Raw genomic sequence first — 14,639 nt, 5'->3', positions numbered from 1 at the left:
ATTTATTGGCTCAGGACTATGCTTATAACAACAATAGCAATGATGAATAACAACAGGACCCAAGATAGTGGACGAGCGAAGTTAATTGTCCAGCCTATTCCATAACGCTTTTCTATGGTTAAAGAAGGATCATTGGCATTGAAGTAAATAAACCCAAGCTTCCAATGATCATCGTCATTCACAGGCTGCTCCTTAGATCGTTCGTGGTCCTCTTGTTGATTACGAATTTTGCCACCGCCTTGTCTGCCTGTGAGAGACAGCCATACAACACCTAACACGATCACCACAGGAGTGATGAAGCTAATAGCTGTTAACAAGACCAGATTAGGGACGAACATATTGATCTGAATAAAGGCAAATAAGATGGTAAGAAGTAATCCTGTTACAAGCGTAAATAGGGACCATTTACGGCGGAATTGAATATTTTCAGTAGCAAATTGGCCCGGATTAGACGTAGTAAGCTGTTGTTTGCTTGATTTAATACTCCAGTTAACCAACATCATAAGTGCAATGATTCCTAACTGTACAAGATTAATAGCCAGTACCGAGAGGTAAGTTTTAGGCACACTGGAAGTGACATGGCCTTGAAGATCATATTTTATTGGAATGACGTTAGGTAGTGCCTTATAATTCAGGATCGAAATGATCGCAATGGCAACAATAATAGCAATGTGAATGAGAAACCAATAGTTGGAATAGGTGAGTTTATTTTGGCGGAAGGTGGTATCGATTTTCACTCTTTGAGGTGCTTCTACAGTTGTAAGTGTTCCTTTTATCTTTTTCATCTTGAAATGAAATAAGATGTGTAGCGCTGTCCAGTACACAATAAATATCATTGTGCTAACACCGGTAATCATTGCGGTAGCATCTTCATTAGCAGATCGGAGAAAATACAGACAGACAAGTATAATCATCCCGTTTCCGATCAGACTTACTGTAGCAAACGTACTTCTTAGCTTACGTAAGATGGGTGTGTAGTAATTATATTGACTTACCGTAACCCCAAAGCTAATGGTTTCCCTTGTCAGATATGGTGTAAAAGATAGAAGTAAGGCTAATGGAGCAAAGATTAAAATGATAGGTAATATACTAAATAGCTGCATACATAACACACTCCCTTGATTCCATTATTCTTTGTTGTGACCCATCTTCACATCATCATACATTTGGTCTAACACTGCAGATAATTCTTCTTTAGTCATTCCACGACAGATCGCTTCCGCAATAATCGGTCTTAATTCTCTTTGCTGCTTTTTCAAAAAATCATCCGTTAAACCAGGCATTCCATCAGGGTTCACTACAACTCCCTTTTGTCTATGAACCAGAATGTATCCATCTTGCTTGAGTAGTGTATAAGCCTTGTTGACGGTGTGAAGGTTAACACCGATATCTGCGGCCAAATTTCGAACCGAAGGTAACGCCTCACCTAGCTGTAACTCACCACTAGCAATACCTTCAATAATTTGATAAACAAGTTGCGAATAGATGGGAAGTTCGGATTGCATATCCAGTTGAATAATCAAGGGTTCACCTTCTTTTGTTGTCTGTTATATATCAAGTATAACAGGTATAACATGAGTGAGCAATATGTATGAAAAAAAGCCGCATACCAATGGCGAAGGCAAACTTACCTGCCCCTTCACCATTGATATGCGGCTTATCCTGTTGAGCTTATCGATGTGACAGCGTTGTATTTCAAATTCCATTTAAGTTTCAGTCTTATCTTCGACAATCCGATAATGGATTTTGCGAACTATAATTTTCAAAATCATATATAGGGGAATCACGATGATCATACCCAAGATATTTCCCAGGTCAGCACCCACGAGCAAAAGGATAACGGTAGTCAGTGGATGAATATCGAGCTGCTTGCCATAGACGTAAGGTGAGATCAGGTTATCCTGAATTTGCTGTGCGATTACAATGATGACCAGTGACCAGATCGCCATCGAAGGTGATTCGATAAACGCAACAATGACAACCGGAATAGCTGCCAGCAAAGCACCCACATAAGGGATGAAATTCAGAATAATGGATACAACAGTCAGCAGCAATGCGTAAGGCAAACCTAAAATGAGAAAACCGATGTACATCAGAATCCCCAAGGCTACATTAACAATAACCCGGCCAACAATATAGTTGCTTAATGCTTCATCGATCTCATGGACGGTTTCTTCCCCATCCTTCCGATAATGTCTTGGCAACAATAAGGTCAGATTCGTTCCAAACTTGCTACCTTCCTTGAGCATGTAGTACAACATAATCGGGAACGTTGCCAGAATAATAACCAGATTGGATACCACGGAGAATAACCCGGAGACATAATTGGTTACCTGAGTGATCCCTTGGCTCAGAACATCGGATAATCGTGAGAATAGATTGGAATCATCAGGCAGGTATCTGGATACAACATTACTCTTTTCAAGTGCATTCAACTGATCGCTGAGTGAAGTAACCAACGCTGGAGCATTCTCCACGAAATTCATCAATTGTTCACGCAGGGAAGGCCATACAAGCACACTAAAACCTGCAAGTATTAGTGCAATTACGACATAAATAATCAGAACTGATAATGCACGTTTGATCTTATGCCTTTCCATATAATCGACAAGCGGGCGCAACAGATAATAGAAGAAACCAGCAATCAGCAGCGGAATGATGATGATGTGAATCAGTGAGGTCAGGGGGCTGAAAATAAAGTTCACTTTTTCCCCCAGATACACGATGAGAAGCAGCAGAATAATCGCTGTGCATATGCGATAGAACTTGTTATTTATCAAGAAACGTGATCCCTCCATGCGCTGCTCTGCCAAAGTGACTGCGGCGTTATATGTATATCTAGTCATTTACTTATGATACTAAGTACCCTTAAATGACAGTCATGCCACAGGCGATGCTGAATATACACTTATTTTCTTTCCAAAACAAACATTGGAGCAAAAAAAAGAAGCAGGCGTTAGCCTGCCACATCTCTTTTGCTGAATACAACCCAGGAAATCACCATGAAAATAACGTAATACACCGCCAGAACTGCAATGGAGAAACCCAGTGTCATTCCTGCACTCGGACCACCCATTAGCGCAAAATCCGCCCCGGAGGTCATGTATTTGCTAAGATCCATGTTGTTGAATAGAACATACTTGGCCCACTCATAACGGACCGGATTGAATATCAGTGAGAAGATACTCTGTGAGAACATAATGAACAGGGATAATCCAATCGCAAGTGCACCTGAACGAAATACAGAGGACACCATAAAGGCAATCGCAAGCGTAATGAACAGATCAACGTACAAATATCCCCATAACGTCAGAGCATTCGTAGCCGGACTACTGCTTCCTCCCGGAGCATCATGCGAGAAAAGGATATAAGACGTTAGCATGGCCATCGCGATGATCAGCAGTGTACTGACAATACTGAAGCCAACGACGGTCAGATATTTGGAAGCAAGAACTTTGCTTCGTGACCATGGACGGATCAGCAACAGCTTAATGGTTCCCCAGGTAAATTCGCCCGCAACCGATTCCGCTGCAATCACGACACAGAAGATCGTGTTCAGGAAAAACGTAATCTGGATGGTCGTTACAGCCGCTTCCCAGTACAAAACTTCATTGGACCCCATGCCTTCTCGCAGTAACACTGGCATTAATAGCGAGATCAGCGCCAGAATCGATAACATGATCCAGGTACGGGGACGACGGAAAATTTTCATATTCTCGTTCAATATCAGATTACCAAAACTACCCAATGCCTCCACCCCCAGTGACTTGCAAAAATTGTTCTTCCAGGGTGTGAGTCACGTTACGAATACCGTATACCTGAAACCCTTCGCTAACTAGCTTGGCATTGATATCCGGAATCTGCTCACGAGACACTCGCACCACCAGGACATTGCCCTGTACGATAGCACCCTGAATCAGATCCGCAGCGCGGTCAGCATCATTCAGCTCAAAAGCAACTTCGATTAATGCATCCGAACCGGCTTCAGCCCGAAGGTTTCTTACATCAATCAACTTGCCGTTCTGGATGATGGCTACGGTATCACACATCAGCTCCATCTCCGACAATAAATGACTGGATACAAAGACCGTAATGCCTTCCTCTTGGGTGAGCTGACGCAAATAATCTCTCAGTTCCCGTATACCCTGTGGGTCCAAACCATTGGTCGGCTCATCCAGTACAAGCAGCTTCGGTTTATGTAATATCGCTTGCGCGACCCCCAGACGCTGGCGCATGCCAAGTGAATAGGTTTTGACCTTATCGTGAATACGGGCTGTGAGCCCCACACGCTCAATTGTTTCCGCAATACGTTCCTTCGTAACTCCCGGCGACATGCGGGCAAAGTGAACGAGATTTTGGTACCCGGTCAGAAACTTGTACATTTCCGGATTTTCCACAATAGCTCCTACCTGGGCTACCGCCTGCTCAAATTCATTTTTCACACTGTGTCCCGAGATGAAAATATCACCTTTACTGATGGACATCAGTCCAACCATCATTCGAATCGTCGTTGTTTTTCCCGCGCCATTAGGTCCTAAAAAACCAAAAACCTGCCCCGGAGAAATATCCAGAGTCAGGTCGCTGACCAATGATCGGGAGGATATGATCTTGCTGACGCCCTGAATCCGGACGACCGGCTCCTGCTGCATTCAATCCCCTCCTTCATGGACGAGCACATCATTCATGCCCGTTTCTCATATGCACATAGTGTATCATAATCTTTAGTATATTGTCCCGCAAACTGGGATTTCCCCTGACGTTTCGCTTCAACTACACACGCTTCACAGCATCCAAGCGGCATTTCACTCCGGTAGAATCCGGTGCGAAATACGTGATTGCCTCCATTGCCCTCTTCCTTCATTTCGACAGAGCTTCTAGTGACCGACACAATCATCCCACAACTGACACAGTAAAAGCGGCCCGTTTCGATCAATGATATTCCTTCCCCTCACAAGGAGCTTAGAAGTCCTTGTTATTTGTCGTTAGACGCTGAAAATTGATACATTTTGTATCTATCTCGTAATTTACTTGACACCGGGACTAATGTCAAGGCTTTAAAGCTATAAAAACAAGCAAAACACAAAAAAAGCTCCAAAAATGCGACAAAAGTCTCGCATTTATGGAGCCTTATGTTAGGTAAATGATACAATTCGGTTCAATGTATGGGTTAATACTATTTCCTGATCAGTCACTATTGTCGACCTGAGAGGTATCCTCATTTTTCTGATTTGGATAATACCAGAGTAAGGTCCACTCATCGCCATCCTCTACCAGATAACAGGTCTGCACAATATCGAATTGGCCAAAGGTACCTGTGTACTTCTGGGTGACCCGGATTCTGTAGGCTTCAGAAAATGGCTTAACGCCATCAATCACGGTTACATCGAACTCGCGCTCTGGTTTCTCCATCTCCAGCTCAAACGTTTCCACGCCAAAATGCTGCATAAATATATGTGCTCTGTTCTGTACGTAAGCACTCTTGGGAAACCGCTCTTTCATCAGGGGATGAAAGAGTTCCCACGAACTGCCGAAGTCACCTGTCTGCTCATATTTGTAAAACTCTTCGGCAACAGCAGCAGCTTCATCCGATGTATCTGCCTGAAACAAATACGGAATGGTTCTGGCAATCAACCACAGCAATAATACAATGATCGCGATGAAGCCGATCTTTTTGAGCAAAGCATTCCGGTTCCTTCTTCGCAGCATGTCCAGTCCTCCTTGTCCTACTCCATACTTATGATGGATAGCAGACAAGTAGAAGTTGCGATACATCTAATTTCCTGGGAAATCACTCGCTGTGAATGGAAGTACGCTTTCCTTTTCTGATCCTTCGGATCATGGACTGAAGTGCTGCATATATGGCAATCCCACAGCAGCCGCCGAGCAAGTCTACTCCAACATCACGTATCGAGCTTGTCCGATCCGGGCTGAACTGCTGAATATACTCATCAATGGAGGCTATAACAAACACCACAGCCAGAGCAGAAACGATACTGGTCACAAGGGAGGTTCTTCTGTACCGCAGCCCGCCGTACACAAGCACGGCGAGCACAGCGTATACAAATAAGTGCGCACTCTTGCGAAAGATGAACTCTGCAAAATCATACGGCCGCTGCTTCAGCGAATACTCATACTCCCCGTAAGTGAATTGCACATCAGGAAGTGTAAAACCGATGTGCAATTTTTGAGACCATTTATGAAGCCAAGGCTGAATGTCTTGCTGTTGAGAGGATTGCGTGGACATGGACCAGATGACCAGAATCCAGATCACAATCAACAGCAGAGCAATGAGAAATCCGTATGTTCTTCGTACATGCTTTTGTCTCGTGCGCCCGGAGCCCTCCTCCATCATTTTGATCTTCACCACTTTCATATCTCTATCGTTATTCTATTGATCCAACATACATGCCTCTGCCATTTGTACCTACATATACCTGACCATAGATTTGACGGTCTGCCGCCATAATTTGCGGTTCATTGCCCAGCCCGATTCCATTACCTAAAGGACCTATATTGTTCCAGGTTACCCCCATATCATCGGAACGGAAGAATCCATGCACGTTATTTACGGTGCCATATACATAGACAGCCGGAACCAATCTGCCGGGCTGAGCTTTACCAAAGGCAAATAATTTGGAATTCTGCACACCCTGGATCTTGGAAAATGTATTTCCCGAGTTCGTTGATGCATATAATCCATCGGTTCCCAGACTCACCCATACATTATTCGCCACGCCAGGTGCAGCCTCGACTTTAATGAAGCTTGTATTGATATCCGTATTAATCGGAAGGCGAACCGTATTCGCTTTGGACCAGTTGGCACCTGCATCCGTAGACCGATACAGATAACCAGCAGCATACATATAAAATTTATATCCATTGATGCGATCCGCAGCCAGTGGATGATTATAGGCAAAGACCATATTCCCCCCGATGGCCTGAAAAGGGGCACCATTCATATTTTGCCATGTTGCACCACGATTCGTGCTTCTGACCGGATTACCGGTCTGGGGGTAATAAACAATTACATTTGGATTAATAGCTGAATAGGCGACCCTCCCCAGTTTGGAGCCAGCCGGAACATTCATTGGAGTTACTGTAACTCCGTTATTGGAAGAGACAAATAAACGTGTGGTGGTACCATACCAGTCACTGCTTCCCAGAAATATCATGTAATTCGGATTTGCCTCGTGATAGTCAATACTCACAATTTCTCGCATACCTGAGAGCGGGATTTTATTAAGAGGAACATCGGTTACATTTTCATGTCTAAATCCGACTTGATCCGTTAAACCACTGAAGAATGAAACACCCTGAGGTGGTGTGGATGCCGTGAGTGCGACGACTTCTTCATGACCATCGGTAATGGCTTCCCAAGTACTCGCTGTATTGCCAGTCAATCCATTGGTACCATTGATATTTTCCGTCTTGTACACGCCAAACCAGTCTGTAGCGTATACGGTGCCCGGATTATGCGGATCAAACTTGATACTGGATGTCGCTGAGAAAAACATGTTGGGTGTCCACCAGGACGGTTTGGATACCAGCGTTTTGCTCACTGTTGTCCAACTCTGTCCGCCATTAACGGAACGATACAGTGGCAGATTATCCCCGCCTGTTCGAACGGCTGCCAGGATGTGATTATCATTATTGGGATCAATCGTGATTCCATAATAAGATGAGTAACTGGAGCTGGGTGTTATATTTGTCCACTGCACACCATTGAACTTGTAGACGCCCTGATTATCCGTTGTCACATACAACGTCCCGTTCTTCGCCACAGTCATACGTGCAGGATATTCGGGACTTCTCCCGGTAAGTTGCCAAGTGGTCTGCCCATTGCTTCTTGGTGCTTTGCTATACACACCAATGCCGCGAACCCCCGCATACACAACTTGACCTTGCTTTGTCACGGGATTCAATCCATAAGCTACACTCCGAATTCCCTCACCGGATAGCCCGCTAGGTACATCCCATACCTTGCTCCACGTGGCTGCACCATCACTGGAGGTGTACAATCCATCATATCGTGTACCCACGTGCAGGTAATTGGAGTTCGTGGGATTAACCGCGATGCTCTCTCCCATGGCTCGATGGATATTTCCATTTGATTCATTCCGAAGATTAAGTCCGGTTCGAGTCCAGGTCTCTCCCCGATCTGTGGATTTCAGAATATCACTCGGCCCCACGTTACCGTACTTCCCAGCAGCGATATACACGACATTAGGGTTTTGCTGATCCAGCGCAATTCCATCCACGCCGTACAGATTGCTGTCCTCATCTCCAAAATGATCCAGTAGTGGAACCCAATCTCCTGAAGCTGTATCCAACCGATATACTCCTCCAACGTCAGTTCGAGCGTAAACCAGATCAGGCTCAGTCGGATGAATAACCACCCCTGTAACGTACCCCCCACCACCAATAGGTATATTATTCCATTGATAGTTTTGAGCTGATTGAACATAATTTGTACTTGCCGGTATCATGAGCATATACATTAGTAGCACAATCAGGGACAATTTCATTAGCCTGGAGATACGCATCTGGTTCACCGCCCTATCCGATCATTTTGAATGTTCTTCAATCATCTGATGTATCCTGTCTCGTTCCGATTGTTCCACGATATAGTAATACACTCCGTCTATTTTCTTGCCCGTGCCTTTAATCTCAACGGATTCAATATGATCCAGTACCGAACGATAATTGGAGAACATCTGCTTCATCTCATCAAAGGTAACGTCGGTTCTGACGTGAGCACTGACTTCGTCCAGCAACGTCTCCAGTTGCAACACGTTGGATACCTGAACCGTATTCTTCAGCACTTGTTTGATGATCTCCCGCTGGCGGTCATTCCGCCCGAGATCTCCCTTCGGATCATCATAACGCATCCGCGAAAATCCCAAAGCAGCTTCACCATCCAGATGAATATTCCCTTGCTCGAACCGGTAACCCTCATAGTCAAATGCAAACGGGTTATTCACATCCACTCCACCCACCATGTCGATGACTTGTGCAAAGCCCTCCATATTCACTTTCATGTAGTAATGTATGGGAACGTTGAGCAATTGTTCCACGGTCTGCACAGACATGTTAACGCCCCCAAAAGCATAGGCATGGTTGATCTTATCCTCCGTGCCGTGACCAACAATATTCGTTCTGGTATCTCGGGGAATGTTAAACATAAGTGCGGATTTTTTCGCAGGATTAACACTTAATACAATCATGGTGTCGGAGCGCCCCCGATCATTGGAACGTTCATCCACACCCAGAATCAAAGCATTAAAAGGTTCTTCATTCTCCATGTCCACAGGGAAATCTCCCCCACCCCGCTGGTCGACAATAGATACCTGCTTGATGGGTTCCCGGGGTTCATACATTTGATCCGCCGCTGATTTAACATGCGAATACAGATACACAGAATATCCAATCATGACAACTGCAACAAGGGAAATGGCACCTAATGTTATTTTGATCCCGCGTCTCATGTTATGGCCTCCGTTAGATGACTGCTGTTTTTCTACCATCGATATTGGTTAGACCTGGACGACCCACGGAGTAGTATTGAAAGGACGTATCTTTAATCTGATCTTCTCCGTAGATGTTTCTTCCATCAATCAGGATGGGTTGATTCATATGCGCTGCCAAATCAGTCAGATTAACCTCCATGAACTCTTTCCATTCCGTCAGAACACAGAGTGCATCAGCACCTTCCGCCGCTTTCATGGCACGCTCTTCCCACGTAATGGATGGGGAATCCACCTCTTTGCGGAAGTTCTCGGTAGCGATGGGGTCATATGCCCGAATCACCGCTCCCTGCTCAAGCAAACGTTGAATGATCTCAATCGCCGGAGCATCACGAACGTCATCGGTATCTGGTTTGAAAGCGAGCCCCCAGATGGCAATCTCCTTCCCTTCGAGTGAGCCTAGTGCATCTTCCAGTTTACGAATGATGTTGAAGCGTTGATCTTTGTTCACTTCCACCACGGACTTCAGCAGTTTGAAGTCATAATCCACATTACCTGCAATTTGAATCAGAGCTTGTGTATCCTTAGGGAAACAGGAACCTCCGTAACCAATGCCTGCCTTGAGAAAGGAGGCACCGATTCGTCTGTCATAGCCCATGCCTTCGGCAACGCGGCTGACATCTGCTCCTACTTTTTCACAGATGTTAGAGATTTCGTTGATAAATGAGATCTTGGTTGCGAGGAAAGCGTTGGATGCATATTTAATCATTTCGGCCGAGCGAATATCCGTAACAATAATCTGATCGGTTAATGGCTGATGCAGCTCTTTCAACGTGGCGACTGCCCGCTCACTATGTGTCCCAATGACTATCCGGTCAGGATAGAGCGTATCCTGGACAGCGGTACCTTCTCGCAGGAACTCCGGTACCGATGCCATGTCGAATGGATGATTCGTCAGACTGCTGATCCATTCCTGAATACGATCGTTGGTTCCGACAGGAACAGTGCTTTTAGTCATTATTATTTTATAATTATCCATATAAGAACCTATTTCTCGCGCGACAAGTTCAATAAAGCTCAGATTTGCTTCGCCATTAGGCAGGGATGGCGTACCCACCGCGATAATGATGATATCCGAACGACTGATAGCATCCTGAATGTTGGTGGTGAATGAAAGCCTTCCTGCTTTCATATTGGCATTCATGATATCCTTCAGACCCGGTTCATAGATCGGAACATGACCGTCCATTAACATATTCACTTTTTCCACATTGTTGTCGACACAGATCACGTTATTTCCCAGTTCCGAAAAACATACGCCCGATACCAAACCCACATACCCTGTGCCAATCACCGTAATATTCATTCCATAATCTCCCCCATGTCCTAATGTGTTGGTTACGCGTGCTTCACATATGTCTGAACAATGTCCTGCCATTCGGTAGACACTCTAACGATATCTTCCTCAATCAGCTGACTGCCGATCTGTACCTCAATGATCTCCAGTTCCGTAACGGCTCTGACGGAATGAAGCATACTCCGGTCAATGATCACCGTATCTCCTTGCCCGATCATTCGGCTCTGCCCATTCAGAATCAATTCTCCAGTTCCCGATACAACCGTCCATACCTCATTGCGAAGCAAATGGTATTGATAACTCAGGTTTTTCCCGGCACTGATGCAGATGCGTTTGGTGAGAACCTCGCCGCCAGCTTCGTTTCTTGTGTAATCCAGAACCCGGTAGCAACCCCACCTACGCTCCTCATACATGGGGCGTTGATCCTCGTTCTTCAAGATTTCCTTGATCCGTGGGCTTGCTTCTTTGTCACTGACGAGAATGCCATCCGGACTCACGGCGACCACCACATCCGACAAGCCCAATATGGCAACCGGAATGTTCAATTCATTGACCAGATGAGTATTCAGGGAATCTCCCGTAATCCACCCTTTTCCTACAACCGAGCTTCCCATCTCTTCCGTGAGTGTGTTCCACGTGCCTAGATCTTTCCAGAAACCGTTATACGGAATAGCGATAATCTGATTGGCTCTCTCGACAACCTGGTAATCAAAACTGATCTTGTTCAATCTTCCGTATTGCTTCAGCATTTCGTCATACTGGATCGGCAGTTCCATCTCAATGAGCAGATTAATCAAATAACCCAGCTTAAAAGCAAAAACCCCGCAATTCCATAATGCGGCCTGCTCAATCATGAGGACCGCATCGGATTCGCAGGGTTTCTCCTGGAACTTCGCTACATTCACGTATTCATTGTTATTTTCACTGGAAGATTGGGATTGCGGAATGATGTATCCGTACTTCTCTGACGGGTGCGTCGGCACAACTCCCATCAAGGCCAGATCAGCACCAGACTTATCAAGCATCTCCGGTAAGGTTGCCAGCACTTCGAAAAATTCTTTTTCAACAAAGGGATCTACAGGCAACACCGCAATCGTCTCATTCAGACTCACACTCTCTACGGAATACAGATAGGAGGCTGCCAGCGCAATCGCAGGAAACGTATCTCTGCGCTCAGGCTCCACAACCAGTCTCACATCGTCTCCCAGCTGAGAAGTCAGAATCTCCACCTGTGGCAAACTGGTCGCAATAAGTGCCTCTGATGCAAGTCCGGCATGATTCAGCTGTCTCCATACCCGCTGTACCATGGATTCCGGATTTCCCTCTGGCCCATGAAGAACTTTAAGAAATTGCTTGGATCTGGAATCGTTGGATAACGGCCAGAGACGCTTGCCAGAACCACCGGATAACAGAATACTTCTCATAGGGCCGCACCATCCGACAGCACAACCGTACTTGCTCCCTTGCCGGTCTCGGTTGGCTTGTTATATGTGCTGGTCTGATTGGATTCCAGTCTGCCTGCCGGATTGCTCTTGGTCCAAGCTGCATAATAATTCGAGTTCTTGCCGTATGAATTATCTAGCAGGATGTTCGGTTGATCCAGGAGACAGGCCAGAATATGTCCATGCAGACGGGATGTCGTGATGGTTTGGTATTGATTGAATTCCTTAATGGCCGTATGTACCATCCGATCAGAGTATTTGTACCACAACCAGCGGGCAAAAGAGCTGCCTTTCCCTGACTTTAACCGGGATGTAATCATGCGAATGATCTTCCGGTCTACCCGGTTGTACAATGTCTCCCAGTCTTTAAACGTGGCCTTAGGTCCACTGACGGATTCGTAATGCACCTGATTCTGAGTTTTCTCAATGTCTTTCCGGAAGAAATACAACATCTCTGCGGTAGGCTTGCTCTTGGACTTCAAAGGCCACAACTGATGCGCCATATCCGGAGATAGATACACATTGGTTTGTTGAAATTCTTTACTGGCTATCTCATAAGATAAGGTATCCCGGACAAAAAAGTGTACATCCTTATGACGATTGAATACTTGGGCTGTCTTTTTCAATTCAATATCACTCTTATAAAACATCGTCTGAGGCAGAATGACAATCCGGTGATTTGGATGCTGGGCAATCATTCGTTCTCTCAATTTCTGATGGGCAGGGTACAGATCACCAAAGTTACCTCCCCCGTGCAACACAATCGTGATACCTTCCGGAACCTTGAGGGACAAAGGGCAATCCAGAATGCTGTATCTGGCACGTACATGAATATCATTGTCCCGGAAGAAAGCCTCAGTACCTTTCATAATCAACAAGTCGCCACCATTGCTATGCACCGGGTAATCCAAATAATAGATTTCGGTACGCGGTGGAATGACCTTCAAAATCTGACGTAAATGTCCCTTCAACTCTTCCATTGGATGAATATTGTTAGTGCCCAGCATCTCCATCTCCTCCTTGGGTGACTCTTCTTCTTTTTTTATTTAACCGTTCATAGAGAAACGTCAGATCTTCCTTGTCATAGAACATGGCGGCAAACTTCACCTTAAATACAATCTTCATCGCAGCCACAGTAACCACCATTCGTACAATGGACCCGATCAATAAAGCAATCGCAATTCCGTTGAGCCCCCACAGCGGGGTGAATACAAAGAACAAAGCCACCGTCACCGAGAGTGCAATGAGCTGTCTGATCATCACAAGTCCAGGCCGACCAAGTGCATTAAATGCGGATGCCAGAATCCAGGAGCCACCACCAATAATGCATTCCACAGCCAAAATATAAAATGCTACGCTCGCTTCCAAAAATTCGGAGCCAAACAGAAGACCCATCAGGTAGTTCCCCACAAACATGGTGGGTATTACAATGATCATCATGACCATGAGCGAGATGCGGAAGGCTCTGCCAACTGTTCGAATAATCTGCTCTTGGGGCAATCCAGTCACTTTTGGAAAAACAACATTGCTAATCGCCGTCTGAACCGCATTGTAGATTCGGGATAACGCAAATACGACGGAATACAGTCCAAAATCACGCGGGGTGAGCAAAGCCAAAATAATGATTTTATCAAACTGGGTATACAGCGTTCCTAACAATTCAACACCATACACCCTGCTGCCATAACCAAAAAGTTTCTTGGCCGAACTCTGATCCACCCGATCCTTGAACCATCTCAGTCTCAATTCATTACGGTTGGCATAGATAGCCCACGCCACCACTGAGAAGCTGGTTACAAAATAGATCGCAGCCGCGAGCTGAATGCTCAGCATGCCCAGGCCCCATAACACAAAAAGCCCGCCTACATTAAACAGGGGGATCATTAACCGGATACCATTATATACAGCGAATTTCTCCCGACTCTGCGAGAGAGCTGATATGAGATTGATGACAATAAGTACAGGAACGGTAGCAATCGTATACCATCTGGATATCTGCACGACCTCCGGCGGAAAGCTGGAGAGCCAGAAAGGCAATCCAAACCAGGCAACAATGCCAATGATAATGCACACCGGAACTTGAAAAAGAAAGCTTAACCGAACATACTGTGCACTCTTCTCGGTTGCGCTCTGTTTGATGTTATAAATGATAGAAGTTGGTAGTCCAAATCCGACCAATCCGGTTAAGAGCGCTGGCCAGAACAGGATGGCCGAGAATGCACCCTTTCCCTCTACGCCGAACATGCGTGACGTCAAAATGGAAGACAACATCGTCAGTGTCATGACCAGCAGATTGGTTCCACTTGTCTGAAATATGGCACTCATTAAGCCGTTTCCTCTGAATACTTTGCGAAGTGCAACTTGCGCCATAGCGAT

At 45.5% G+C, this 14,639-nt stretch carries 14 protein-coding genes; all 14 read right to left on the bottom strand.

Features of this window, described 5'->3' with window-relative positions; genetic code table 11:
* Positions 1-2: 2 nt before the first annotated feature.
* The 14 genes from C161_RS06710 to C161_RS06645 all read right to left on the bottom strand — a co-directional run bounded on the left by C161_RS06710 (position 3) and on the right by C161_RS06645 (position 14,633).
* Positions 3-1,103 (bottom strand): DUF1648 domain-containing protein, encoded by a 1,101-nt coding sequence (locus tag C161_RS06710; RefSeq protein ID WP_036668935.1) that lies wholly within the window; start codon positions 1,101-1,103, stop codon positions 3-5.
* Between the two features lie 24 nt (positions 1,104-1,127).
* Positions 1,128-1,523: a GntR family transcriptional regulator gene (locus C161_RS06705; protein ID WP_036611299.1), complete on the bottom strand. Its 396-nt coding sequence runs from the start codon at positions 1,521-1,523 to the stop codon at positions 1,128-1,130.
* Between the two features lie 183 nt (positions 1,524-1,706).
* Positions 1,707-2,780, bottom strand: a complete 1,074-nt coding sequence (locus tag C161_RS06700) for an AI-2E family transporter (RefSeq protein ID WP_081745953.1) — start codon at positions 2,778-2,780, stop codon at positions 1,707-1,709.
* Positions 2,781-2,956: 176 nt separating this feature from the next.
* Entirely contained in the window at positions 2,957-3,748 is a 792-nt protein-coding gene (locus C161_RS06695; protein ID WP_036668933.1) for an ABC transporter permease, read from the bottom strand.
* Positions 3,741-4,649 carry an ABC transporter ATP-binding protein gene (locus C161_RS06690; RefSeq protein WP_036668930.1) on the bottom strand — a complete coding sequence of 303 codons (909 nt, stop codon included), beginning with the start codon at positions 4,647-4,649 and terminating at the stop codon, positions 3,741-3,743. The genes C161_RS06695 and C161_RS06690 overlap by 8 nt, the downstream gene beginning before the upstream one ends.
* Positions 4,650-4,681: 32 nt before the next feature.
* A complete protein-coding gene (locus tag C161_RS06685) occupies positions 4,682-4,933 on the bottom strand; it encodes a hypothetical protein (RefSeq protein WP_127551208.1) in 252 nt (83 codons plus the stop codon).
* A 251-nt stretch (positions 4,934-5,184) separates the two neighbouring features.
* Positions 5,185-5,706 carry a hypothetical protein gene (locus tag C161_RS06680; protein ID WP_036668926.1) on the bottom strand — a complete coding sequence of 174 codons (522 nt, stop codon included), beginning with the start codon at positions 5,704-5,706 and terminating at the stop codon, positions 5,185-5,187.
* An 82-nt stretch (positions 5,707-5,788) separates the two neighbouring features.
* Positions 5,789-6,373 (bottom strand): VanZ family protein, encoded by a 585-nt coding sequence (locus C161_RS06675; protein WP_084650070.1) that lies wholly within the window; start codon positions 6,371-6,373, stop codon positions 5,789-5,791.
* A 10-nt stretch (positions 6,374-6,383) separates the two neighbouring features.
* Positions 6,384-8,543 (bottom strand): hypothetical protein, encoded by a 2,160-nt coding sequence (locus tag C161_RS06670; RefSeq protein WP_036668924.1) that lies wholly within the window; start codon positions 8,541-8,543, stop codon positions 6,384-6,386.
* Between the two features lie 21 nt (positions 8,544-8,564).
* Positions 8,565-9,485, bottom strand: coding sequence for an LCP family glycopolymer transferase (locus tag C161_RS06665; protein ID WP_036668922.1), 921 nt, complete (start codon positions 9,483-9,485; stop codon positions 8,565-8,567).
* A gap of 13 nt (positions 9,486-9,498) precedes the next feature.
* Positions 9,499-10,830 carry a UDP-glucose dehydrogenase family protein gene (locus C161_RS06660; protein ID WP_036611311.1) on the bottom strand — a complete coding sequence of 444 codons (1,332 nt, stop codon included), beginning with the start codon at positions 10,828-10,830 and terminating at the stop codon, positions 9,499-9,501.
* 32 nt (positions 10,831-10,862) lie between these two features.
* The gene (locus C161_RS06655) at positions 10,863-12,245 is read right to left on the bottom strand and encodes a sugar phosphate nucleotidyltransferase (RefSeq protein ID WP_036668921.1); all 1,383 of its coding nucleotides are present in this window, start codon (positions 12,243-12,245) and stop codon (positions 10,863-10,865) included.
* On the bottom strand, positions 12,242-13,270 hold the full coding sequence (locus tag C161_RS06650; RefSeq protein ID WP_036668919.1) for a polysaccharide pyruvyl transferase family protein: 1,029 nt from the start codon (positions 13,268-13,270) through the stop codon (positions 12,242-12,244). Before C161_RS06650 ends, C161_RS06655 begins: the two co-directional genes overlap by 4 nt.
* Positions 13,257-14,633 (bottom strand): lipopolysaccharide biosynthesis protein, encoded by a 1,377-nt coding sequence (locus tag C161_RS06645; RefSeq protein WP_036668918.1) that lies wholly within the window; start codon positions 14,631-14,633, stop codon positions 13,257-13,259. Before C161_RS06645 ends, C161_RS06650 begins: the two co-directional genes overlap by 14 nt.
* Positions 14,634-14,639 lie beyond the last annotated feature (6 nt).

The organism is Paenibacillus sp. FSL R5-192, from assembly GCF_000517845.1.
Classification (GTDB): Bacteria; Bacillota; Bacilli; order Paenibacillales; family Paenibacillaceae; genus Paenibacillus; species Paenibacillus amylolyticus.
Note: the sequence above shows the minus strand (reverse complement) of the source record. Positions and strands in the feature narration are given on the sequence as shown.